This window comes from Bradyrhizobium sp. 613_E4_N2_2, assembly GCF_052075995.1.
GTDB classification, from domain to species: Bacteria; Pseudomonadota; Alphaproteobacteria; order Rhizobiales; family Xanthobacteraceae; genus Bradyrhizobium; species Bradyrhizobium barranii.
The window spans coordinates 3,356,139-3,378,372 of sequence record NZ_CP197234.1 but is presented as its reverse complement, the minus strand read 5'-3'; the positions used below and the strand labels follow the sequence as shown (position 1 = coordinate 3,378,372).

Below are 22,234 nucleotides of genomic sequence, written 5' to 3'. Positions count from 1 at the left end.
GTGATGGACACGTCAGAGGACATCCTGCAACAGGCGTCCCCGGGCTTGATCCCGGGGTCGGGCACGGCGCGCGCCGCGAAAGCGACGCGCCTGTCGCCGTCCTTCATCTCCTGGCTCCAGGCCGGGCCGATGATGCTGGTGTTTCTCGCCTTCTTCCTGATCCCGCTGGTCTTCGTCGTCATCGTCTCGTTCTGGGACTACAACGAATACCAGCTGCTGCCGGCCTTCTCCGGCCGCGGCTACACCGACACGTTCGAGGGTTGCATCGCGCAGCTCCCCGATCTCTGCACCATCGCCAAGACCTATCTGAAGACGCTGAAGCTGTGCTTCCTGGTCTGGGTCATCACGCTCTTCATCGGCTTCTGGGTCGCCTACTTCCTCGCCTTCCACGTCAAGTCCAAGACCTGGCAGATGGGATTGTCACTGCTCTGCACGATCCCGTTCTGGACCTCCAACGTGATCCGCATGATCGCCTGGATCCCGCTGCTCGGACGCAATGGCCTCGTGAACTCCGGACTGGTCAAGAGCGGATTGATCAACCATCCGCTGGAATGGCTGCTGTTCTCCGAATTCTCCGTGGTGCTGGCGCTGGTCCACCTCTTCACCTTCTTCATGGTGGTGCCGATCTTCAATTCGATGATCCGCATCGACAAGTCGCTGATCGAGGCCGCCTATGACGCCGGCGCCACCGGTTTCCAGACGCTCGTCAACGTCATCATCCCGCTCTCCAAGCCAGGCATCGTGATCGGCTCGATCTTCGTCATCACCATTGTGATGGGCGACTTCATCACCATCGGCGTGATGGGCGGCCAGCAGATCGCGGCTGCCGGCAAGATCATCGAGACGCGGGTCAACGCGCTGCAATTCCCGGCCGCGGCCGCCAATGCCGTGATCCTGCTCGTCATCACCTTCCTGATCATCACCATGATGTCGCGCATCGTCGACATCAAGAAGGAGCTCTAGGGCATGAAGGAGGGACGCCCGCGCTCGTTCTACGTGCTCGCGATCTTCTTCGCGGCCTATGTGCTGTTTCTCTACGGCCCGATGATCGCGATCTACGTCCTCTCGTTCCAGGGCCCGCAGGGCGGCCTCACCTTCCCGATGAATGGCGTGTCGACCTTCTGGATCGCAAAACTGTTCCAGGGCACCGGCATCGTCGATCTCGGCGCGGCCTTCCGCCGCTCGCTGCTGCTTGGCCTGATCGTGATGGTTGTGACCGTCGTGCTGTCGGTCGCCGCCGGCATGGCCTTCCGCCGCAAGTTCAAGGCGCAGGGCATTCTATTTTACTCGGCGATCGCGAGCCTGATCGTGCCCTCGATCATCACCTCGCTCGGCATCTCGCTTGAATTCCGTATCATCGACGACCTGATCAAGGCGCATTGGAACGAGAATTTCGAGACCTCGATGGGCCTGCTGACCTCGGGCTTAGGCGCGCACCTGACCTGGACGCTGCCGTTCGGCCTGCTGATCATGTTCGCGATCTTCAATCGCTTCGACCCGCGCCTCGAGGAAGCCGCGCGCGATCTCGGCGCGACGCCGTGGCAGGCCTTCCGTCATGTCGTGCTGCCGATCATCCTGCCCTCCGTGATCGGCATCGGCCTGTTCGGCTTCACGCTGTCCTGGGACGAGCTCGCCCGCTCCAGCCAGGCGATCGGGGCGGTGAACACGCTGCCGCTCGATCTCCAGGGCCTCACCACGACCGTGACGAACCCCGATATCTATGCGCTCGGCACCGTGATCTCGGCGGTGTCGTTCACCGTGATCGCCCTTGCACTCGGCACCATCCACATGCTCAACAAACGGCAGGCGGCCAAGGGCTCGGATGCCGGCCAAGGGCTTGTCTGACAAGGGGCTTGTCTGATCTGATGCGACTTCACGTCGTCAATCCCAACACCACCGCGTCGATGACGGCGAAGATCGCCGCTGCAGCACGCAGCGTCGCCCTGCCCGACACATTGATCGACGCGCGCCAGCCCGGGATGGGCCCGGTCTCGATCGAGGGCTTTTACGACGAGGCCTTCGCCGTGCCCGGCATGCTCGGCTGCATCCGCGACGCCGACCGCGACGGCGCCGACGCCCACATCATCGCCTGCTTCGACGACACCGGCCTCGACGCTGCGCGTGCCGCCGCGAAAGCGCCGGTGATCGGCATCGGGGAAGCCGGCTTCCACATGGCGAGCCTGATCGCGGCGCGCTTTGCCGTGGTGACGACGCTCGGTGTCTCCATCGTGCCGATCGAGCATAATTTGCGGAAATACGGCCTCGCCGAGCGCTGCGCGCGCGTCCGCGCCGCCGAGGTCCCGGTGCTCGCGCTCGAGGAGCGCAATGCCGATGCCCTCGGCAAGATCTCCGCCGAGATCACCGCCGCGGTCCGTGACGATCGGGCGGAAGCCATCGTGCTCGGCTGCGCCGGCATGGCTGACCTCGCCGCCGAGCTCGCCGCCACACATGGCCTGCCCGTGGTAGACGGCGTCGCCGCGGCGGTCACGCTGGCAGAATCACTGGTGCGGCTGGGACTGAAAACCTCCCGGCTCGGGCCCTATGCGGCGCCGCGCTCGAAGACCTATTCCGGACCGTTTTCGCCGTTCCAGCCTTGATCCCGGCTCTTTTCGAGGACCTTCAGGGGTCCCAAGACCAGCTGATTGCTGGTTTTTTGCCGTTAGCCTCTTTTTGGTCCCATTTGTTGCTGAATGGTAACACTTTCGGGACGTCCCGGCGACCTCTGGTTGCCGCACTTCGCCACTCACCAAGTTTCAATTTGGGTTTTGTCAGCGATGATCGATCTCGCCCAGGACAGGCCGTCCAACCCCCTCCTTCGCCTTGGCGCCCAGCCGATTGCGCTGACCGCCGCAGCCCTCCTGCTCCTCATCGCCGGCGTGACCTCGATCGCGATCTGGCGCGCCTCTACCGGTGCAACTCCTGAGACCGACCGCGTGGTGGCGTCGCGGCAGCTCCAGGCCCGCACGGCCCAGGCCTCCGAGCAACTCGTCGAGAAGACCAAGGGTCTCGAGGCGACCCAGCAGGAATCGATCGACCAGCTCCAGGTCGTGCAGGACCAGCTCCAGACGGTGAAGAAGCTGCTCGCATTCCAGCAGGCCGACACCAAGCGACTGTCCGAGCAGGTCACGACGCTGAACGAGTCCATCGACAGCCTTCGGCAGTCCTTTGCCAGCGCCCGGGCCACAGAGGCGGAGACACCCTCGGTTACCCGCAGGAAACCGTCGCGCCGTGTCCACGCCAGCGCCCGCAAGCGCTCGCGCGGCTAGCCGGGTCAGGGCCTGCGACTTAAATTTTTCCACATGTGAACTGGATCACATTCCCCCGTATGATTCCGCGCCATGCTGGCGGTTACCGGATGGCGTGAGCCGATTTCAATGTCCGGGGCTGGCAAGGTCGTTGACGGTATACTGCGTCAACGGCCTTGTTCTTTAGTGGGTCCAGTCTTTTGGTAGATCTGGCTTCCTAGTCTGGCTGAGCCTCGCGGCCGCTATTCGCAGACATCCACGCGGCGGACACGCCAGCCTGCCGGCGTCATGACCCGCTTCCGCACCACGTAACAGCCGCCGTAACCGCCGTCGTCATAGCCGGTACCATAGTAATAGGGATCGCCGTAACCGTAGCCGTAATAGCCGCCGTAGTAGCCGGCGCCGGCGATACCTGCCCCGATCGCCAATCCGGGCCAGAAGCCGCCGCCACGCCAGTGGCCGCCATGGCCCCAGCCGCCACCATGGCCCCAGCCGCCGCCGTGGCCCCAGCCACCGCCACCATGACCGAAACCGCCCCGCGCCTCAGCCGCCTGCGGCGCCGACAAGCCGACTGCCGCGACGGCCAGCGCCGCCATCATCATCTTGCGTAACATCACTCGATCCTCCGCGTGGAGACGTTCCACGCTCAAAGCGGGACCAAGCTAACGTCACCCGCGCCTTCCTGACAGCCTCACTGTCTCACTTCCGCGCGAGCATCAGCAGCCGCGATCGAAGCATGTGAATCCGGAGGAAGCTGACGCGCTGCGCGCGCGGACAGCTATGCGGCGGCCGCCATCTTCTCGGCGGCCCACGGCTATTTTCAGCCGATCCGCTTCAGGCCTTTCTTGAAGCGCGGGCCGTTGGCCACGTAGAACCTCGCCGCACTCCCCATCTTCTGCACCTGGGCGTCGTCGAGCGTGCGGATCACGCGCGCGGGTGAGCCGATGATCAAGGAGCGTTCGGGAAATTCCTTGCCCTCGGTGATGACCGAGCCCGCGCCGACGATGCTGTTGCGGCCGATCTTCGCGCCATTCATCACGATCGAGCCCATTCCGACGAGCGCACCCTCCTCGATCGTGCAGCCGTGCAGGATGACGTTGTGGCCGACGGTGCAATTCTTGCCGATGACCATGGGGAAGCCGAGGTCGGTGTGGCAGGTCGAGCCATCCTGCACATTGGCGCCCTCGCCGATCTCGATCCATTCATTGTCGCCGCGCAGCACGGCGCCGAACCAGACGCTCGCACCCGGCTTCAGGCGCACGCGGCCGATCACGGTCGCGGTCTCGGCGATGAAGTAATTCCCGTCGGCGGGAAGATCGGGTGCCTGTCCGTCGAGCTCGTAGATCGCCATGGGGTTCTCCTGTCGCGTCGACTCCAGCCATAGCGAAACGGCGACGCGGAGGCAAAGGGCCGCCGCGCCACGCAGCTCTGTCAGACCAGAACGCCGGCGGCGCGTAGCGTCATCAGGAAGAAGGTGCCGCTCATCATGCTCCAGAAGCCGGCGATGACGGTCGCCATCATCACGAATTCGACGCGGCGGCTTTCCACCCGCATGCCGCGCAGCGTGTTGCGCATGATGATGAAGGGCGCCGCGAACACCAGGAACGGAACCGCGGCAAACGTCTTCGGCGCCACGCCGTCCTGCAACAGGCCGAAGCCCGCCGGCCGCTGCGCAAACGCCTGGTATCCGTTCACGAGCGCGCCCGCGAGCGCGAAACCGATGCAGATCGAGAACAGAGAATTGAAGGCTTCAGGTGTCATCGGAACGGTCCGCCCTTACGCAACGCCGGAGCCTTCCTGTGACAAAGAGTGCCGGTTAACGCTACATTATCCTTAAGGGAAGGTTAACAGCGGGGGCCGATCCGCGCAGGGCCCTCCCCCGTCCCGGCGGCCGGGAACGCTCCGCGAATTCGCCGCCGCATGGCATATTCGCCGCTGATTCGTCGGCCACCGGCCGACTTCCCGGTTCGACTTGCGCAAGCTCATGACGATGTTTTCGGCAGCTCCCCTTAGGTCCTCCAGGACGCACCCTCGGGCGCATGTCGTCCCGATCGTGCTCGGCGGCATTGCGGCGCTGGGCGCGGTGGCGCTCGTCGCCTATTTGCTGTGGCCGACCTGGGGCTCGGGCGGCGCGAATGCGCCGGACCGGCTGCCGGTGAGCGTCGGCGGCACGCTGTTCAACGTTCCCACGACCGCGATCAGGATGAAGATCCAGCGGCACTCCGGGCCGCAGGAGCGCATCGATCTCGACTTCCTCTACCCTTCGCTTGAGCCGCCGGGCGCGCCGAAACATGTCACCGCCGACACCGTGGAAGAGGCGATGCAACCGATCGACCGTGTCTTCCTGTCGATATCGGCGCATCACGATGCGCTGGCGCCGGAGCAGCGAACGGCCACGATCTATCCGCGCTATCTCGACCAGGCCGCGACCAGTGCGGCGGACGGCCTGACGATGCGGATGTTCCGCGCCGACACGCCCTATGGCAGCGAGGACTTCTATTCCGCCGCAAGCCCCGCGCTGACCGCACGCTGCACGCGCGATGCCGCCACGCCGGGCATGTGCCTTTCCGAACGCCGTGTCGACGGCGCCGATCTCACCTTCCGTTTTCCGCGGAGCTGGCTGTCGCAATGGCGCGATGTCGCGGAAGCGCTGGACCGGCTGTCAGCGCAATTGCGCGGACCGAAGGGCTGACCCCCGATCGCTTTGCGCCGCATTGACCGGCTGATAGGCTCGTCGCCAACAACATCAAGCGCGGTGATCGACGTGACCGATGCAGCAGCAAACCTGCCTCCGGGCGCCCAATTGTTGGGGCGCGAATGGCTCGGCTTTGACGAGGGCGGGCGGGCCTTGATCCGCTTTCAGGCGCAGCTCGCATTCACCAACAGGCACGGCACGATCCAGGGCGGCTTCCTCGCGGCGATGCTGGACTCCGCCACCGGGATTGGCGCGCTGGCAGCGCTGTCTCCCGACCTGACAGTGGTCACCAGAAGTCTGGATACGCGTTTCCTGAAGCCTGCAGCGGTCGGAGCCATCACGGCACGCGCGCGCGTTGTCGAACGGACGGATCGCGATATGGTCGTGCAGGCCGAGCTCGTCGATGCGAACGGCATCACTGTCGCTGATGCCACGGCGCGGCTGCGCATTCTCGCGAAGAAATAGAACTACGGAACCGCGGAGTTAACGTTCGTCATTGCGAGCAGAGCGAAGCAATCCAGAATCCCTCCGCGGAAAGATCCTGGATTGCTTCGCTTCGCTCGCAATGACGGAGAGAGAAACTATTCCTGATCGACGAGATCGTCCTCGAGGATCGCCATCTGGAATTGGAACGAGCGATCATCATCCTCGTCATCGACGAAGAGCACGCCGATGAACTCCTCGCCGATATAGACCTCGGCGGAATCATCCTTCTTCGGCCGCGGCACGACGCGGATCTTGGGATTGCCGAATACGCGCTTCAGATACGCGTCGAGCTTCCTTACTTCCTTGACGTCCACGGCAAGTCTCCAATCGAAATCTGGGTTGGCGGGGTTTTAGGACGAGACGCGACGAACCGCCAGCATGAATTGCCAAAGAATTTGGGGACGAGCGGGGACGGAGAATCCGGCCCTTTTCTCTCGCTCAAAGTCCCATCGCGTTGATCATCTGATCCATGGTGCGCGACGGCTCGGCGCAGCCGGCCTCACCGACGATCTTGGCGGGCACACCGGCAACCGTGACGTTGTGCGGCACCGGCTTGACCACGACCGAGCCGGCGGCGATGCGCGCGCAATGACCGATCTCGATGTTGCCGAGGATCTTTGCGCCGGCGCCGATCAGGACGCCGTGACGGATCTTCGGATGGCGGTCCTCGTTCTCCTTGCCGGTGCCGCCGAGCGTGACGCCGTGCAGGATCGAGACGTCATCCTCGATCACCGCGGTCTCACCGCAGACGAAGCCGGTGGCGTGGTCGAGGAAGATGCCGCGGCCGATGCGCGCGGCGGGATTGATGTCGGTCTGGAACACCGCGGACGCGCGGCTCTGGAGATAATACGCAAAGTCCTTGCGGCCCTTCAGATAGAGCCAGTGCGCGAGGCGATGGGTCTGAATGGCGTGAAAGCCCTTGAAGTAGAGCAAGGGGTCGATGAAGCGCGACGTCGCGGGATCGCGGTCGTAGACGGCGACGAGATCGGCGCGGAAGGCGTTGCCGAGATCGGGAGCCTCGCGCAGCGCCTCGTCATAGGTCTGGCGAACGAGATCACCCGACAGCGCGGAATGATCGAGCCGGTCGGCGAGACGATGGATCACCGAATCTTCCAGGCGACTGTGATGCAGCACCGTCGAGTAGATGAAGGTCGCAAGCTCCGGCTCGCGATGGACGATGTCCTCCGCCTCGCCGCGGATCCGATCCCAGATCGGATCGAGCGTTGCGAGCTTTCCTCCCGGACTGACCTGATGCACTGCCATAGGATCTGCTCTTTCGAATTGGCTCATTTTGCTGGCTCTATACCACAGTCTAGCCGACGAAGTCCCGACGGGCTTGCCTGAGAGTGAACAGTGAGTTGCTCCGCGAAAGCACGCCAACGCCTTGAAACACAACAGTTTCTTCTGACGCCCCCAGGCGGCGAGGTCGGCTCAAAATGGTCAGGGTTTTGCCAAATTCAAGCCGGGCAGCGTCAAACTATTGGTGAATTCCGCCTCGACGGCTATTGCGGGCATGGTCGGGGAACACGACGGAGCGGATTTGAGCATCACCACCGATCAATTGCGCGCGGGCGCCACGGGCTCGCTTTGGCTGCGGCTGGCGGCGGTGGGACTGCCCCTCCTCTTGATCGCGCCGGCGTTCTGGAACGGCTATCCGCTGTTGCAATGGGATACCGGCGGCTATCTGGCGCGCTGGTACGAAGGCTATCTGGTCCCGAGCCGCTCCACCGTGTTCGGCCTCTATCTGCACTACGGCGAGAATTTCGGCTTCTGGATCAATCTCGCGGTCCAGTCGCTGGCGACGCTGTGGCTGTTGCAACTGACGCTGCGCGTACTCGGGTTGATGCAGACGTCTCGCTTCGTCGCGATCAGCCTCTGCCTGATCCTGTCGACCGCGCTGCCCTGGCTCGCGAGCATGCTGCTCACGGACATCTTTGCAGGGCTGTCGATCCTGTCCCTGTTCTTGCTGGTCGTCGGCGCGAGCCGGACATCGGGCCTCGAAAAGATCTCGCTGTTCGTCTTCACCGCCTTTGCCGCCGCAACCCACAGCGCCACACTGGGCGTGCTGTTCGGGCTCTGCGCCGCCGGCTGGATGGTGCGGCCGTTCCTCGGCGCGCGCCTGCCGCTCGCCGGATTGGCGCAGGCAAGCCTCACCATCGTCGCGGGCGGCCTGATGCTGGTGTCGGCAAACCATGCGCTGTCGGGCAAATGGGCCTGGACGCCCGGCGGCTATGGCGTCGCTTTCGGACGCATGATGCAGGACGGTATCGTCGCGCGCTTCCTGAGCGATCATTGCCCGCGCGAGCACTACAAGCTCTGTCCCTATCGCAACCAATTGCCGGCGACCGCCGACGAGTTCCTGTGGGGCAAGAGCATGTTCAACACGCTCGGCCGCTTCGAAGGCATGAACGACGAGATGGGCTATATCGTCGTGCATTCGCTCGCCGACTATCCGGCGTGGCAGGCCGGCGCGGCGTTGCGGGCGATGGGCCAGCAATTGCTGCATGTGGCCACCGGCGAAGGCACCAGTGTCTGGATCGGGCATACCTACGGCATCATCGAGCGCTACATCCCGGCGCAGATCGCGCCGATGCGCGCGGCGCGGCAACAGAATCACGGCCTCGATTTCGATCACGTCAACTGGCTGCACGTTCCCGTCGCGCTGGCCTCGATGCTGGCGCTGGTCGGGTTGCTCGCGCATGCGCTGGCAAGCCGCCGGCTCGACGATCTGACGCTGCTGGCGGCAACCGTCACGCTGGCGCTGCTCGGCAACGCCTTCATCTGCGGCGTGATCTCGGGTCCGCACGACCGCTACGGCGCACGGATGGTGTGGGTCGCGACCTTCGTGGTCCTGATGGCGCTGGCGCGTCGTTTCGGTGACGACGAGCCTGACGACGAGACCTCAGCCGCGGCGTGACAGGAAGTCGAGCACGCCGGTCTTGTAGACCTTGTCGCCGACCGCGCGCATGTGGTCGCGGTTGGGGATATCGAGCACTTCCGATCCCGGGATGATGGCGCCGAGCGCGCTGGCTGATCCTGCGACGTCGTCGGCGCTGCCGACCGCGATCAGCACGGGCACGTCGATGCGCGCGGCCTCTTCCTTCGTCATGAGGTCGCGGGTGCCGCGCAGGCAGGCGGCGAGCGCACGACGGTCGGAACGGGTCTGATCTGCGAAGGCGCGAAACGTGCGGCCGACCGGATCGGTGACGTCGTCGAGCGAGGGCGCCTCCAGCGCCTTCGCGACGTTCTCGCCGGGCCCGGTGCCCTCGATCAGGCCGCCGATGCCGATGCCGCCGAGGATCGCCGAGCGCAGGCGCTGCGACTCGTTGAGGGAGAGCCAGGCCGTCATCCGTCCGCCCATCGAATAGCCCATCATGTCCGCCTGCGGAATCGCGAGATGATCCATCAGCGCGAGCACGTCGCCGGCCATGGTCGGGATCGAGTACTGCGTGGGCTCGTAGAGCTTTGCGCTTTCGCCATGGCCGCGATTGTCGAGCGCGATGACACGGCGGCCGTTCTTGCGCAGTTCCGAGACCCAGGTCGGATAGACCCAGTTCACGTTCTTGCTCGAGGCAAAGCCGTGCACCAGGATGATCGGATCGCCCTCGCCTTCGTCGAGATAGGCAATTTCAACGGCGCCGTTGTGAAAGCTCGGCATCACATATTCCGCAATCTTGAGGGGAAAGGTTGATCTTAGAGCATGATCCGGAAAAGTGTGCAGCGGTTTTCCGGCAAGATCATGCCCAAACGATAACCTGAACCGTATCCCGGTTCAGGCCGTGAGGGCCCCGTCCGCCAGAGCGGCCTCGGCAGCGGCCTGCGCGCGGCGGAGCCGGCGCGCCCGTCTGCGATCACACCAGGCCTGGGTCAGGCGCTCCGTCGCCGCCTTGATCGAAGACAGCAGGCCGAACAGCGTCAGTGCCGCGCCGAACAGCCAGAGCGCCAGATCGAACATGCCGCCGACGAGCAGCAGCGCGCCGCGGCCGAGCAGCTTCATGATCGCGCGGGTCTTGCCGCCCTGCGCTTCCGCCAGCCGGGCCGCGCGCGCGACGTCCTTCGGGCCCTCGGCGATGCGCAGCGTATCCATGGCGCCGCGCGTGCCGGTCTTTTCGGCAACGCGGGTGACGTCCTTGCCGAGCCGGACCAGGGCACCGGCCTTCTCGGCGCGGAACGCGGCCTTGATCGCGCTCGCGGTCTCGCCGGGGCGGAACACCGAACCCTTGGCGACGGCGTTCTGGAGCATCGGCGTATCGACCACCTCACGCGCCGACCGGCCGGCCCATGCGGCAAGTCCCTCGCCGAGCCGTCCGACCTTGCGGGCATCCTTCACCAGCGTCAGTCCAGCGCGCACGGGCGCGGCGCCGCCGACCGACACGTAGGTCACCGCCGTCACCGCAAGGCCGGCGGTCGCAAGGCCGAGCACCAGATGGTCGGTGTCCTCGCCCATGGCGAGACGCTTGCCCTCGCGCACAACGTCCCTGATGTCGCCGATCACGAAGAGATCGCCGGCGACGGTTCCGGACAGGCTCGCGACATCGTCGGCGTTGCCGGTGACGAGACCGGTCGCGAACTGTTTGGCGAAATGCCGCGTGGAATTTTCTTCCTTGACCGCATCGCTCACACGGTTGAGGAGGTCGTCGGGCAGCGCGATGTTACGGTCACGCGCCAGCGCGACAAAACTGTCGGCGAGATCAGCGTCGCCGGCGGCGAGCGCGGCCTCGATATTGTCCTGAACCAGGCGGTCGTTCTGCCGCAGCAGCGCATCGAGCTTGAGCTCGGAGAGCGCCGCCGGATCGTCCTGGGCGGAGAGGAGCGCGCCGGCCTCGCGGGCATGCGGCGCTACCTGCGCGAGCATGAAGCTGCATGCTGCAATACCGGTCAACGCCGTGCTGATTCGCAGCCACTTCATGCCAAGAGTCATACCAAGAGTTGTGCCAAGAGCCTGGACGATCCCGAGATCATTGCGCCTGATGGTTCGTCTTTCGTCGCAATTCCGCTTGTCCAAAGACATAGTATGCCAAAATTGCGACACAACGTCCCCGACGAAAGAAGGGCTTCTCTCAGGCCGCAAGATTGTGTCGAATTTGCATGAGCAAATGAGCATGGGGCAATTGCGAACCTTTCGGTTCCGCTGGACTAGCAATCATCTGCACCCAACAGTATGGTCCGCGGCGCCTCAAAGATGCCGCGTCAGTGTTTGATTGTGTCTGCCGCCATTGCCACTCCAGGATGAACTACGATGTCCGACCATGTCGTCCCGCACTTCCATAACGATGCCGGTGTCCCTGTCATCGAGATCGGCTCGCAAGAGTTCATGTGCGTCGGCGCCAATCCTCCGTTCGATCATCCGCACGTCTTCCTGGACCTCGGCAACGACAACGAGATCATCTGCCCCTATTGCTCGACGCTGTACCGTTTCGCCGCCGACCTGAAGCCGGGCGAAGCCCGTCCGCCGGAATGCGTGCTGAAGGACAAGGTGGCCTGACCGCCTCTCACGGTCAGGGGTGGCGCTCTCCCGAACGATTGTCATCGCCGGTGCCGGCATAGGTGGACTGACGGCCGCGCTTGCGCTCGCAGCCCGTGGCTTCCGCATCGTCGTGCTGGAAAAGGCCGAGCGGCTCGAGGAAGTCGGCGCCGGCCTGCAACTCTCCCCCAACGCCAGCCGCGTGCTGGTCGAGCTCGGCCTCACCGAGCGGCTCAAGCGAAGCGCCGTCACGCCTGAGGCGCTCTGCGTCATGAGCGCGCGGGCCGGCGGCGAACTGCTGCGCATGCCGCTCGGCGAAGCCGCTTCCGCGCGGGCCGGCGCACCCTATTGGGTGGTGCATCGCGCCGACCTGCAATCCGCGCTGGCCGGTGCGGTCTCCGACCATCCCGATATCGATCTGAAGTTAGGTGCGACCTTCGAGGATGTGGCGCCCCACGCCAAGGGGCTGACGGTCGTCCATCGCAGCGGCACGATACGCCGCAGCGATCTGGCCAGCGCACTGATCGGCGCCGACGGTATCTGGTCGACGGTACGCCAGCATCTGTTTCCCGAGGTGCAGCCGCGCTTCTCCGGCCTGATCGCCTGGCGCGGCACGCTCGACGCCACGCAACTGCCGAAGGATTTTACCGCGCGGCGGGTGCAGCTCTGGATGGGTCCGAACGCCCATCTCGTCGCTTATCCGATCGCCGGCGGGCGCCAGATCAACGTGGTCGCGGTGCTGCCGGGGACCTGGAATAGGCCCGGCTGGAGCACGCCGGGCGACCCGTTCGAGGTGATGGACGCCTTCGCGGCACCGCGCTGGCCGTCGGCGGCCAGGATGATGCTCACTGCCGTCGACAATTGGCGCAAATGGGCGCTGTTCGGCGTGCCCGACGGCTGCCCGTGGAGCGATGGACCGGTCGGCCTGCTCGGTGACGCCGTGCATGCGATGCTGCCATTCGCGGCCCAGGGCGCCGGCATGGCGATCGAGGATGCCGCCGTGCTCGCGCGGCATCTGAGCCTCGAGGCTGCCGAGAGCGCGGCCGGCATCACGGCGGCGCTGAAGCAATATGGCCGCGCGCGGCAGGCGCGGGTGCGGCGGGTGCAGCGGACGGCGCGGCAGCAGGGCCGCATCTATCATCTCGGTGGGCCGCTCGCGATCGCGCGCGATGTTGCGATCCGCGCGCTCGGCCCGGAGCGCATGCTGGCGCGGCAGGACTGGATCTACGGCTGGCGCCCCTGAGGCGGGCGCAATCGTATCAACTCAGCGAACGGCGCTACCGGATTTCGGGGCGGGCTTGATGTCCGGCCGCTGCGGAGCAGAGGCCGCCGGCGTCGCACCGGGCGGCGTTTCCCGGCACTTGTTGCGGCGCCATGCCTCCTCGGCAAGTTGCGACTGCCCGCGCAACGCGACATAGTCGTTGCGATAGGCGAGCTCGGACACGACGGCGCCTCCGGCCCCGGTCTCGGCCTTGTCCATCAGCTTCTGCAAATCGGCGGTGCGGGCGGCAAGCGCCTTGCGCTCACCCTCGAGCTGCTTGCAGTCGTACAATTCGTATTTGCCGGGGTCGGCAAAGGCCGGAGCGACCGTCTCGCTCATGCTGGCGCAGCCGGATAGTGCGCCGCCCGCAAGCAGCACAACGAGCGCGCCGCAGAAGCGCAGCGGAGAGGGAAGCGAAGCAGCCATGCCGGATGAATAGTCCCCGTGGATTGAGAATGCCTAAAGCAACAACAAATGTCCGGATTGAGGCTTTGCCTTGCGCAGCCGGCTCGCTTAAGGAAGAACCGCCCATCCGGCCCGCGAAACGCGCCAATTCCAGACGGCCGGAGGTGGACTTAACTAGTTGATCTCGTTGGATCAAGCGGGCATGGCGGAATTGGTAGACGCAAGGGACTTAAAATCCCTCGGCGCGCAAGCGCTGTGCCGGTTCGACCCCGGCTGCCCGCACCATCGGAGCTGACGGGGCGAGCCTCCGCCCAAAGGCGGACGGCAGACGGATGCAGTCACGAACCGGCTGGAGCCTGCGCGGGGGCAAGGCGCCGTCCTTGCCCGGCGGACACGGCGGCATGCGTTATGACTGCGCGCCTTCCGTCTCCAGCCGCTTCGGCTCGGCGCGAAAATCGAGCAGCAGGATCCAGAAACTTGTTAGCGCAATGATGAGGAGGATGAAGCTGCCCTCGAATGCCGTCCCCAGAATCGAGATCAGTGCCGGAAACGCGAGACCGACGGCGAGGAACGCGGCGAGTGCCAGGGCCGGAAGATCGACGACGAGGATCGCGGCATAAAGCGCGAGCTCGAAGAAGGCATATTCCTTGAGGCGCGGCGAGCTGAGATAGAGCGCAAACATCGCGAATACCGTGATGCGCATGGCAACGCGGGGATGATCCATCAGCCAGCGATCCAGTCGCGTCAGAAGCGATCCGCCTTCCTGCGCTGGTTCGCTCGTGACCACGCGCAGGATGGACAATGCAAACGGCACCAGCACGAGCGCTAGTGCTGCGAATGCATAGGTCGCGAACGTCGCCGCCTTGCTGTCACCGAGGCCGGCATGATCCATGAGGTCGCGTGCCGCCAGCAGCAGCGACGGATTGATCTCGAAGAGATCGACGAGATGCTGGTCGGGGATCTTTCCGCCCATCGCCAGTTGCCAGCTCGCGAACAGCTCGGGGTACATCAGCCGCGATATCAGGATCGGCAATGCGAAGCTGAACGCCGCAACCGCGATCAGCGTGAGCTTGCGGCTGCGCGGCAGCGGCAGGAAATAGAGCGCGGCCAGCACGGGAAAGAACACCAGCTTGAACGACGTCACGAGGCCGAGCAGCGCGGCGCCGGCGAACCGCAACGGAAAGCTGCGGTCCTCAGACGCGCCGGACGCAGACGGAGAAAGCAGAAACCTCAGCGCAATCGCAGTCAGCATGCCGCTCAGGATCGCGAAGTTGCCGGACGCCTGCACCCATTCGAAACCGACGAACGCGCCGAGCGTGCAGAGCACCCTCAGCGCAACATCGCGCGCGCCCGAGCGCGTTCGGCCAAGACCGGGCAAGAGGAGCCCGCAAAGCACGGCGAGGACAGGAAAGATGCCCTTGTAGTGATCGACCAGAAGTCCACCCGCGCACATGGGGCGGAAGACATCCAGCGTCACCGGGAGATAGGGATAAGAGAGCTTGGTGCCCTTCAGGTTCTTGACGAAATAGGGATCGAGCCCGCTGGCATACGCCTCGACCGCCGCGCAATTGACGCGGGTGTCCCAGCCATATTTCATATCGAGCACGGCGTCGTTGGCGAGATTGCCGAGCACCAGCATTGCGGTCAGTGCGATCAGGCAGGCAAGCCAGAAGTTCCGCCGCGAAGCCATGTCGGCCGAGGGGTCCAACCATCGTGCTGCACCGGTGACGTCGGACACAATCGGATACCTTGCTTGGCCAGGTTTCTCCCGGCGCCAACGCGGCGCCAGGCCGTGCCACCATGGACAGGATGGGTTGCGGATTCATCTCCCCTGTGCGTTGCGCTCGCGCTTATGGTGAATCCCTGGTTGCCAGCCGTCCGTCTGGACGGCAGGGGAACAGGTTCCCTGTCGCCGTGACCGCCAGATCCGCCGCGCTACCCCTACCGCGACAAGCGGGCGGCAAGCCAGGCATCGAGTGCTTCGCGCGCGTCCCGGGTCGCCGCCATGCGTGCGAACTGCTCGCTCTCGATGGCGAGGCCTTCCGAGATCGAGACGTTGAGGCCCCGCGTGGCGGCGGTGATGACCCGGGCGACCGCCAGGCGCGAATGCCGCGTGATGCGGTCTGCCAGCGCGAAGGCTGCGTCCAGCAGCTGCCCGTGCGGCACGACCTGGTTGACCAAACCGATCTCATGAGCCCGCTGTGGTGAAAAGGAATCTCCTGTCAGGAGATATTCGAGCGCCCGCTTCCGGCCTGCGAGCCGTGGCAGGCGCTGCGTGCCGCCGAAGGTCGGCGTGATGCCGATCGCGATCTCGGGCTTGGCGAAGCTCGCCCGCTCGCTCGCGACGGCGAGATGCACGGCTTCCGTGATCTCGCAGCCGCCGCCGAAGGCGATGCCGTTCACGGCGGCGATGATCGGCTTCGGAAACGCCTCCATGCGCGCCGTCATCGCCTGCCCGCGCCGCACGAAGGCCTTTACCGCCGCGTCCGGCCCGCATTTCACGCTCTCCGAGAACTCGGCGATGTCGGCGCCGGCCGAGAAGGCGCGGTCGCCCGCCCCGGTCAGGATCACGGCGCGGATTTCGGCATCGTCCTCGATGCGATCGAGGATCGCCATCAAGCGGTCGACGAGGGCGTAGCTCAGCGCATTGAGCTTGTTCGGGCGATTGAACGTCAGCAGCGCGACAGCGCCTCGCGTTTCGGAGAGTACGAGATCGGACAAGTGCAGGCTCCTTCCGGGTCGAATTCCAGGTCGAACAGGCGCGGAAGTCAGCCACAGCGATCTTGTCGTGTATACTCACTAGGCAGTATACATTCGCGATGTCAGGCAAAGGCGACACCACTCGCGAGCAGATCGTCATCGCGGCGACGCGCCTGTTCTATGGCGAAGGCATCAGGGCGGTGAGCATGGACGCGGTCGCCGAGAAGGCCGGCGTCACCAAGAAGACGCTCTATTATCACTTCGCCAGCAAGGACGAGCTCGTCGCCGAGACCATCGCGGCCAGGGACCAGCCGACGCTGGAGCTCTATATGCGCTGGTTCGCCGAGACCGAGGGCACGGTGGCCGATAAGGTCCGCGGTCTCTTCACAAGGCTCGGACGCTCCGTGGATACGCCGCGATGGCGCGGCTGCGGATTCCTGCGCACCATCGCCGAGCTCGCAAACACGCCGGCACATCCCGCGGTCAAGGCCGGCGCGGCGCACAAGAAGCGTTTTGAAGCGTGGCTCGAAACCGAATTGCGCGGGCATGGCGTTGCCGGTGCAGCGGCGGTCGCACGCCAGCTCGTGATCCTGCTCGACGGCGCCACGACCGTGATGCTGATCCATCGCGATCTCGACTATGTCGACACCGCGGGACGATTGGCGCTCGGCCTAGTCGAGACGGCTAGGTCGGGCCGCGCTTAAGCCGTCCTTAACCTCGACGGGTCCGCCGGCGTGACGGGCGACCTCACCAACTCGTGTCCGACACCGCCCCGCCTGTCAGCCATCCCGAAACATGGGTTGTGCGACGCAGCATAACCGATCAAAAAGCCTCTGATTTTCAGAGGTGAGCTTTGTCCGACGTCAATGCCGACGATTGGGTGTCCTCGGGACACCGGCCCATGGGTTTTCCAGAATTCGTCATCGTGATCGCGTCCATCATGGCGCTGAATCCGCTTGCGATGGACATGATGCTGCCGGCGCTGCCCAACATCGGGGCAGCCTTCGCCATTCCCAACGCCAACCATCTTCAGCTGGTGCTCTCCACCTTCCTGATCGGCTTCGGTGCCGGCCAGTTCGTCATGGGCCCGTTGTCGGACCGCTTCGGGCGCCGCCCGGTGCTGCTCGGCGGCATGGCGGTCTATGCGGTGGCAAGCGTGCTGGCGGTCGCCGCGCCCTCGTTCGAGACGCTGCTGCTGGCGCGCGCGCTGCAAGGGCTCGGCACGTCGGCGACGCGCGTGATCGCGACCTCGATCGTGCGCGACTGTTATGTCGGCCGCCGGATGGCGAGCGTGATGTCGCTCGCCATGATGGTGTTCATCGCGGTGCCGGTGATTGCGCCCTCGTTCGGGCAGGCGGTGCTGCTGGTCACGCAATGGCGCGGCATCTTCGTCGTACTGATGCTCTACGGACTGCTCGCGCTCGCATGGAGCGTGCTGCGGCTGCCCGAAACCCTTCCCGAGTCCGAGCGCAGGTCGCTGGCGCCCGCAGACGTGCTCTCGGCGTTCCGGCAGACCGTGACCAACCGCCAGACCATCGGCTATGCGACGGCCGCCGGCAGCGTGATAGGCGCGCTCTTTGCCTATGTCTTCTCGGCGCAGCAGGTCTTCACCGGCGTCTATCATCTCGGCCATTATTTCCCGATTGCCTTCGCCGCGATCGCGGCCGGCACCGCGATCGCCGGCTTCCTCAATGCGAAGCTGGTCGGACGGCTCGGCATGCGCGTGATCTCGCACGGCGCGCTGACGCTCTACACCGCGGTTGCGGGCGTGATGCTGCTGACGGAAACTCTCGGCATGCTGCCGCTCTCGTTGTTCATGGTGCTGTCCGCCCTGATGATGTTCTCATTCGGCATGATGGTCGCGAACTTCACCGCACTCGCCATGGAGCCGCAGGGCCACATCGCGGGCACCGCCTCCTCGCTCTACGGCTCGATCACGACGCTGATCGGCATCGTCGTCGGCATGGCGATCGGCCAGAGTTTCGACGGCACGCTGCTGCCGTTCTCGGTCGGCTTCTTCCTGTCGACGCTGGCGGCGCTTGCGATCGTGCTGGTGGTGGAAAAGGGACGGCTGTTCAAGCCGCATCATCGTCCCATCGCATGAGGAACTTCCCGGCCGCGTCGATGTTGTACTGCAGCAATTCGAAAGGCCGCCTCATGGAACCGGAACATCGCGAAGACAACACCACCCCGGATCGGGCGGAAACGGAGCGCCCGACGCCGGGCGCCGACCGAACTGCGTTCACTCCCCCCTTCGCGAGCGAAGGCCTCGAGCGAATCCGCGACAGCCACTGCTGAGCGCAAAGCCTAGTCCGTCGGGCGCCTGCTGGCGCTGAAGTCCTGCGCGGCGCTCTCGGGCGTCGCGCTGCTCGTTCGCGGCGGCACGATCAGCACGACCACGTCCCGCGTCAGGCCGGGCTTGCCCCATAGCGTCGCCTGCACGGTGAACTGGCGCCTGACGAAATGCTCGGCGCGCGCGGACACGGACTCCATCCACCTGCCGCAATAGTCCTGGCCGCTGAAACAGAGCGCGGCCCAGCCGCGATCCAGTGTCGTCTTTCGCGGCATGCCCCACATGTACTGAAACTCGAACGGCCGCGCGTAATACGGATGGTCCGGACTGTAGAACGCGGTCGCAAAGGCCAGTGAATCGTCGCCACTGACGGCGCTGAGCGGCTCCCCGGTCAGCTCGTGCCATTCCCGGGTGAGCTCGTTGGCTACCTGCGCGTAGAAATTCCGGCCCTCTTCGTAGCCGTGATTGTTGCGATAGACGGCGTGAATCGGGGCGGCGACGAAGACAGCGGCGAGCCCAACGATTGCGGTGATGACCGTGACATTGACGGTGTAGAATCTTTCGATCGGGTAGCGCGTGCCGCAAACGATCAGCACGACGAACAGGAACAGCCCTTGCAGCGCCCATAGCGACGGCAGATCGGTGCCCATCGCCAGCGACGTCAGGACCGGCAGCACGATCGTGCCGATCGCAACGTAAAAAAGAAGCCGCAGGCCGGAACTCATCGCGGCGAAGTCGGCCGCAAATTGTTTCAGCCGTGTGCCGGCGATGATCACCCAGAAGACGGCCGATACGCTGATGGCCGCCACGAGTCCGAGCAGGAAGTTCTGCACCTCGCCGAGCGAGCTCACGAAGTTGCCGTTGGCGTGCGCCATCGCGTAGGTGAAGGCCGACGCGCTGGTCATCGCGAGCCAGTAGATGTGCGGCGACAACACCGCGAGTCCGACCACGACCGATATCCACGGCGAAGCGGACGTGAAATAGGCGCGGCGCGCGGGATGAGCCAGCGCGGCAAATGCAAAGCTCGCCACGAGGAAGACCGAATAATATTTGCCGACCATCGCCAGCGCCGTGGTGCATCCTACCGCGACCGCCCAGGCCGCGCTGCGGGTCTCGAACGCGCGCAGAAAACACCAGGTCGCGAGCGGCCAGAGCGCAAGCAGCACCGCATTGGCGTTGAAGCGCTGGGCGTGGAACTGATAGGCTGGCGTCAGCATCAGGAGCAGCAGCACCAGGATGCGTTTGTGCCCGGTCACGAACTGCCGTGCGATCCGGTCGACGAAAAACAGGGCGAGCCCGGCATTGGCCATCGCCATCAATTGCAGCGACCAGTTGCTGAGCGGGAAAACGGAGGTCCACACCGCCGTAACCCAGCCCATCAGCGGCGGATGCTTGTGGTAGCCCCACGCGAAACGGCGCCCGAGCGTCCAGGCCTCGAGGGTATCAGGGTGCAGGCCGCTGCCGGCATAGGCGACGACCAGATAGATCGTCCAGAGCGCGACAAAGCAAACAATGAGAAGCGGAACGGCCCAACCCGCCTCGACGCCGTCGAGCCAGCGCAGGAAAGGCCGCCGCCATCGCGCCGGCGCGCGATCGGACCGCTCGGCCATCGCCCGAAATGAAAAATCAATCGACACGGGACTCAAATGCAGGAAGGAAGTGATGTGCGAACCGCGCACATCTATTTCAAGTCAGAAACAAATAGCAATGATTGGACACTGGAAGAGTTAAAAGCTGACGCGAGGCTGACAAACGAAAACGGCGCCGCTGATGACAGCGACGCCGCGTAACGCTCGGGGAAGGCGCGCTGGCGCGCCCTCGCCTTACTCGGTCTTGTCGATGTTCCAGAACACCGGCGTCGCCGGGCCGTCGAGCACGCCGGTGAGCGACTTCCGCCACGCGCTCGGCGCCAGATACTGGCCGAGCGGCACGTAGATCACCTGGTCATAGGCTTCCTTCTGGATCTCGGTCGCGATCTTCTTCTGATCGTCGAGCGAGGCGGCGCGGACGAAGTCGTCCTTGAGCTTCTCGATCTTGGCGTTCTCCGCCCAGCCGAACCAGCCCTTCTTGCCCTGGCCGCCGATCGACAGATTGGCGATCGGGTTGGACACGTCGGCGCTGACCCAGTTGGTGAAGAACATGTTCCAGCCGCCCTCCTTCGGAGGCTTCTGGCTGGCGCGCCGGCTGACCACCGTCTGCCAGTCGGTCGCCTGCGCGTCGACCTTGAAGCCGGCCTCGCGGAGCAACTGCACCGCGACCGTCGGCTGCGCCTTCAGCGTCACGACGTCGCCGGGCACCATGACCACGACGGGCGTGCCGTCATAGCCGGACTCGGCGAGCGCCTTCTTGGCTTCCGCCATGCCGTTGCCCTTGACCAGCGATTCCGAGCCGACGTCGGTCGCGAACGGCGTATCGCAGATGAAGAACGCACCGCAGATCTTGTAGTATTTGGGATTGCCGACGAGCGCGTCGAGCACGTCCTTCTGGTTCATCGCCAGAAGTGCGGCACGGCGGATCTTCGGATTGTCGAAGGGCGGATAGAGGAAGTTCATGCGCCCAAGGGTCTGGTAGCCGAACTTGTTCAGCGTCTCGGTCTTGAGGTCGGCATTGCCTTCAAGGACGGGCAGCAGATCCCACGGCGGCACTTCCATGAAGTCGATGTCGCCCGATTGCAGCGCGTTCACTGCGGTCTGCGCATCCGGCATGGTGATCCATTCGACGCGATCGACCTTGACCAGCTTGCCTCCGGCAGTCCAGCTCGACGCCTCCTTGCGCGGCACGTAGTCGGTGTTCTTGACGTAGACCGCCTTCACGCCGGGCTGGAATTCGCCCTGCACGAACTTGAACGGGCCGGAGCCGATCTGCTCGGGGATCTGCTTGTCCGGCGGCGTTTCGGCGAGACGCTTCGGCATCATGAAGGCGACGCGCGAGGACGGCTTGCCGATGGATTCGAGCACGAGGCCGTAGGGCTCCTTCAGCTTCAGCGTGATCGTCTTGGGGTCGGTCGCCTCGATGCTCGCAGTAAACTGCATCATCTGCTGGCCCATGCCGTCGACCGCGGCCCAGCGCTTCAGCGAAGCGGCGCAGTCTTCCGCCGTCACCGGCGTACCGTCGTGCCACTTCAGGCCGTCGCGCAGCGTGAAGGTGTAGGTGAGCTTGTCGTCGGAGATCTTCCAGTCCGCCATCTGCGGCTGGATCTTGAAATTCGAGTCCGTCGCGATCAGCGTGTCGTAGACCATGTAGCCATGGTCACGCGTGATGTAGGCGGTGGTGAAAATCGGATCGATGATGCGCAGATCCGAATGCATCACCGCGGTGATGGTCTTGCTGGCGGCGGCAAGTACCGGCGAGGCCATCGCCGTCGAAAGCGCAACGACCGATAGCGCAAGTGTGGAGGCGAACGCGCGACGCCCCCGGCGCATCAAGCTCAACATAAAAGTTTCTCCTGACGTGAAACTGTTCAAAGGCAGGTTATTGGTTGAGCATTCGGTTCGTTCTTTAGGCGAACTAACCTCATGCGATGCCTTTGTCTTTCGAGACTTGCAGACAGTGTTGAGCGCGTCAATCCGGTTTCGCTGCAGCCCCAAGCGGCGCGCCCACGGGCTCCACAAAGACCGGTTTGGCTCTACAACGCTTTCCGCCAGTCCCGTCCGCGCCAATGCAATGCGCGTTCCATCTTTCGAAG

General features: G+C 64.7%; 23 protein-coding genes and 1 tRNA gene. 12 read left to right on the top strand and 12 right to left on the bottom strand.

Translation table 11 applies throughout. The annotated features are described in order from the left end of the window. Positions 1-3: 3 nt before the first annotated feature. From AB7290_RS15920 to AB7290_RS15905, 4 genes are all read left to right on the top strand, one after another. Positions 4-963: an ABC transporter permease gene (locus tag AB7290_RS15920; RefSeq protein ID WP_085398690.1), complete on the top strand. Its 960-nt coding sequence runs from the start codon at positions 4-6 to the stop codon at positions 961-963. Between the two features lie 3 nt (positions 964-966). Then, entirely contained in the window at positions 967-1,845 is an 879-nt protein-coding gene (locus tag AB7290_RS15915) for an ABC transporter permease (RefSeq protein WP_014494293.1), read from the top strand. A gap of 20 nt (positions 1,846-1,865) precedes the next feature. Next, positions 1,866-2,597, top strand: a complete 732-nt coding sequence (locus AB7290_RS15910) for an aspartate/glutamate racemase family protein (RefSeq protein WP_085398691.1) — start codon at positions 1,866-1,868, stop codon at positions 2,595-2,597. A gap of 177 nt (positions 2,598-2,774) precedes the next feature. After that, the gene (locus tag AB7290_RS15905; protein WP_085398692.1) at positions 2,775-3,266 is read left to right on the top strand and encodes a hypothetical protein; all 492 of its coding nucleotides are present in this window, start codon (positions 2,775-2,777) and stop codon (positions 3,264-3,266) included. Positions 3,267-3,487: 221 nt separating this feature from the next. On the opposite strand, the gene AB7290_RS15900 is transcribed toward AB7290_RS15905, so the two are convergent. The 3 genes from AB7290_RS15900 to AB7290_RS15890 form a co-directional block, all read right to left on the bottom strand. Further along, entirely contained in the window at positions 3,488-3,859 is a 372-nt protein-coding gene (locus tag AB7290_RS15900; RefSeq protein WP_085398693.1) for a hypothetical protein, read from the bottom strand. Between the two features lie 206 nt (positions 3,860-4,065). Then, positions 4,066-4,596, bottom strand: coding sequence for a gamma carbonic anhydrase family protein (locus AB7290_RS15895; protein WP_085398694.1), 531 nt, complete (start codon positions 4,594-4,596; stop codon positions 4,066-4,068). Positions 4,597-4,676: 80 nt separating this feature from the next. Then, the gene (locus AB7290_RS15890) at positions 4,677-5,006 is read right to left on the bottom strand and encodes a DUF6949 family protein (protein ID WP_014494286.1); all 330 of its coding nucleotides are present in this window, start codon (positions 5,004-5,006) and stop codon (positions 4,677-4,679) included. Between the two features lie 223 nt (positions 5,007-5,229). Between AB7290_RS15890 and AB7290_RS15885 the strand changes: the two genes are divergently transcribed. Further along, complete coding sequence (locus AB7290_RS15885; RefSeq protein WP_085401688.1) at positions 5,230-5,937, top strand: hypothetical protein; 708 nt, start codon at positions 5,230-5,232, stop codon at positions 5,935-5,937. Between the two features lie 72 nt (positions 5,938-6,009). Then, a complete protein-coding gene (locus AB7290_RS15880; RefSeq protein WP_231142235.1) occupies positions 6,010-6,405 on the top strand; it encodes a PaaI family thioesterase in 396 nt (131 codons plus the stop codon). A 116-nt stretch (positions 6,406-6,521) separates the two neighbouring features. Here AB7290_RS15880 and AB7290_RS15875 read toward each other — a convergent pair whose 3' ends face one another. Continuing rightward, on the bottom strand, positions 6,522-6,740 hold the full coding sequence (locus tag AB7290_RS15875; protein ID WP_007602550.1) for a DUF3126 family protein: 219 nt from the start codon (positions 6,738-6,740) through the stop codon (positions 6,522-6,524). 124 nt (positions 6,741-6,864) lie between these two features. Further along, positions 6,865-7,689: a serine O-acetyltransferase gene (gene cysE, locus AB7290_RS15870; protein ID WP_014494283.1), complete on the bottom strand. Its 825-nt coding sequence runs from the start codon at positions 7,687-7,689 to the stop codon at positions 6,865-6,867. Between the two features lie 277 nt (positions 7,690-7,966). On the opposite strand from cysE, the gene AB7290_RS15865 reads away from it, so the two are divergent. Then, positions 7,967-9,343, top strand: coding sequence for a hypothetical protein (locus tag AB7290_RS15865; RefSeq protein WP_085401686.1), 1,377 nt, complete (start codon positions 7,967-7,969; stop codon positions 9,341-9,343). On the opposite strand, the gene AB7290_RS15860 is transcribed toward AB7290_RS15865, so the two are convergent. Both AB7290_RS15860 and AB7290_RS15855 read right to left on the bottom strand, forming a co-directional pair. Then, complete coding sequence (locus AB7290_RS15860) at positions 9,329-10,084, bottom strand: alpha/beta fold hydrolase (RefSeq protein ID WP_085401623.1); 756 nt, start codon at positions 10,082-10,084, stop codon at positions 9,329-9,331. The genes AB7290_RS15865 and AB7290_RS15860 overlap by 15 nt on opposite strands. A 114-nt stretch (positions 10,085-10,198) precedes the next feature. Then, complete coding sequence (locus AB7290_RS15855; protein ID WP_231142237.1) at positions 10,199-11,335, bottom strand: hypothetical protein; 1,137 nt, start codon at positions 11,333-11,335, stop codon at positions 10,199-10,201. 330 nt (positions 11,336-11,665) lie between these two features. Between AB7290_RS15855 and AB7290_RS15850 the strand changes: the two genes are divergently transcribed. After that, the gene (locus tag AB7290_RS15850; RefSeq protein ID WP_008562814.1) at positions 11,666-11,911 is read left to right on the top strand and encodes a zinc-finger domain-containing protein; all 246 of its coding nucleotides are present in this window, start codon (positions 11,666-11,668) and stop codon (positions 11,909-11,911) included. Positions 11,912-11,930: 19 nt separating this feature from the next. Continuing rightward, positions 11,931-13,133, top strand: coding sequence for an FAD-dependent monooxygenase (locus AB7290_RS15845; RefSeq protein WP_085401622.1), 1,203 nt, complete (start codon positions 11,931-11,933; stop codon positions 13,131-13,133). Between the two features lie 21 nt (positions 13,134-13,154). Here the strand turns inward: AB7290_RS15845 and AB7290_RS15840 are convergent, their stop codons facing one another. Beyond that, entirely contained in the window at positions 13,155-13,577 is a 423-nt protein-coding gene (locus AB7290_RS15840) for a twin-arginine translocation pathway signal (RefSeq protein WP_085401621.1), read from the bottom strand. Between the two features lie 175 nt (positions 13,578-13,752). On the opposite strand from AB7290_RS15840, the gene AB7290_RS15835 reads away from it, so the two are divergent. Then, positions 13,753-13,841, top strand: a tRNA-Leu gene (locus AB7290_RS15835). Positions 13,842-13,962: 121 nt separating this feature from the next. On the opposite strand, the gene AB7290_RS15830 is transcribed toward AB7290_RS15835, so the two are convergent. Next, positions 13,963-15,294 (bottom strand): hypothetical protein, encoded by a 1,332-nt coding sequence (locus tag AB7290_RS15830; RefSeq protein ID WP_085401620.1) that lies wholly within the window; start codon positions 15,292-15,294, stop codon positions 13,963-13,965. A gap of 203 nt (positions 15,295-15,497) precedes the next feature. Beyond that, complete coding sequence (locus AB7290_RS15825) at positions 15,498-16,277, bottom strand: crotonase/enoyl-CoA hydratase family protein (protein ID WP_085401619.1); 780 nt, start codon at positions 16,275-16,277, stop codon at positions 15,498-15,500. 98 nt (positions 16,278-16,375) lie between these two features. Between AB7290_RS15825 and AB7290_RS15820 the strand changes: the two genes are divergently transcribed. Then, entirely contained in the window at positions 16,376-16,960 is a 585-nt protein-coding gene (locus AB7290_RS15820; RefSeq protein WP_085401618.1) for a TetR/AcrR family transcriptional regulator, read from the top strand. A gap of 197 nt (positions 16,961-17,157) precedes the next feature. After that, complete coding sequence (locus AB7290_RS15815) at positions 17,158-18,360, top strand: multidrug effflux MFS transporter (protein WP_371497853.1); 1,203 nt, start codon at positions 17,158-17,160, stop codon at positions 18,358-18,360. Positions 18,361-18,563: 203 nt separating this feature from the next. Here the strand turns inward: AB7290_RS15815 and AB7290_RS15810 are convergent, their stop codons facing one another. Together AB7290_RS15810 and AB7290_RS15805 are read right to left on the bottom strand one after the other, a co-directional pair. Continuing rightward, entirely contained in the window at positions 18,564-20,159 is a 1,596-nt protein-coding gene (locus tag AB7290_RS15810) for a glycosyltransferase family 39 protein (protein ID WP_231142239.1), read from the bottom strand. 213 nt (positions 20,160-20,372) lie between these two features. Beyond that, positions 20,373-21,983: an ABC transporter substrate-binding protein gene (locus tag AB7290_RS15805; RefSeq protein WP_085401616.1), complete on the bottom strand. Its 1,611-nt coding sequence runs from the start codon at positions 21,981-21,983 to the stop codon at positions 20,373-20,375. Positions 21,984-22,234 lie beyond the last annotated feature (251 nt).

Excerpts from the sequence above, each read along its gene's own strand:
- AB7290_RS15920 (WP_085398690.1), top strand. The coding sequence starts at position 4 with ATGGACACGTCAGAGGACATCCTGCAACAGGCGTCCCCGGGCTTGATC.
- AB7290_RS15840 (WP_085401621.1), bottom strand. The coding sequence starts at position 13,577 with ATGGCTGCTTCGCTTCCCTCTCCGCTGCGCTTCTGCGGCGCGCTCGTT.
- AB7290_RS15885 (WP_085401688.1), top strand. The coding sequence starts at position 5,230 with ATGACGATGTTTTCGGCAGCTCCCCTTAGGTCCTCCAGGACGCACCCT.
- AB7290_RS15855 (WP_231142237.1), bottom strand. The coding sequence starts at position 11,335 with ATGAAGTGGCTGCGAATCAGCACGGCGTTGACCGGTATTGCAGCATGC.
- AB7290_RS15860 (WP_085401623.1), bottom strand. The coding sequence starts at position 10,084 with ATGCCGAGCTTTCACAACGGCGCCGTTGAAATTGCCTATCTCGACGAA.
- AB7290_RS15910 (WP_085398691.1), top strand. The coding sequence starts at position 1,866 with ATGCGACTTCACGTCGTCAATCCCAACACCACCGCGTCGATGACGGCG.
- cysE (WP_014494283.1), bottom strand. The coding sequence starts at position 7,689 with ATGGCAGTGCATCAGGTCAGTCCGGGAGGAAAGCTCGCAACGCTCGAT.
- AB7290_RS15895 (WP_085398694.1), bottom strand. The coding sequence starts at position 4,596 with ATGGCGATCTACGAGCTCGACGGACAGGCACCCGATCTTCCCGCCGAC.
- AB7290_RS15815 (WP_371497853.1), top strand. The coding sequence starts at position 17,158 with ATGGGTTTTCCAGAATTCGTCATCGTGATCGCGTCCATCATGGCGCTG.
- AB7290_RS15900 (WP_085398693.1), bottom strand. The coding sequence starts at position 3,859 with ATGTTACGCAAGATGATGATGGCGGCGCTGGCCGTCGCGGCAGTCGGC.
- AB7290_RS15850 (WP_008562814.1), top strand. The coding sequence starts at position 11,666 with ATGTCCGACCATGTCGTCCCGCACTTCCATAACGATGCCGGTGTCCCT.
- AB7290_RS15820 (WP_085401618.1), top strand. The coding sequence starts at position 16,376 with ATGTCAGGCAAAGGCGACACCACTCGCGAGCAGATCGTCATCGCGGCG.
- AB7290_RS15805 (WP_085401616.1), bottom strand. The coding sequence starts at position 21,983 with ATGTTGAGCTTGATGCGCCGGGGGCGTCGCGCGTTCGCCTCCACACTT.
- AB7290_RS15890 (WP_014494286.1), bottom strand. The coding sequence starts at position 5,006 with ATGACACCTGAAGCCTTCAATTCTCTGTTCTCGATCTGCATCGGTTTC.
- AB7290_RS15905 (WP_085398692.1), top strand. The coding sequence starts at position 2,775 with ATGATCGATCTCGCCCAGGACAGGCCGTCCAACCCCCTCCTTCGCCTT.
- AB7290_RS15810 (WP_231142239.1), bottom strand. The coding sequence starts at position 20,159 with ATGGCCGAGCGGTCCGATCGCGCGCCGGCGCGATGGCGGCGGCCTTTC.
- AB7290_RS15915 (WP_014494293.1), top strand. The coding sequence starts at position 967 with ATGAAGGAGGGACGCCCGCGCTCGTTCTACGTGCTCGCGATCTTCTTC.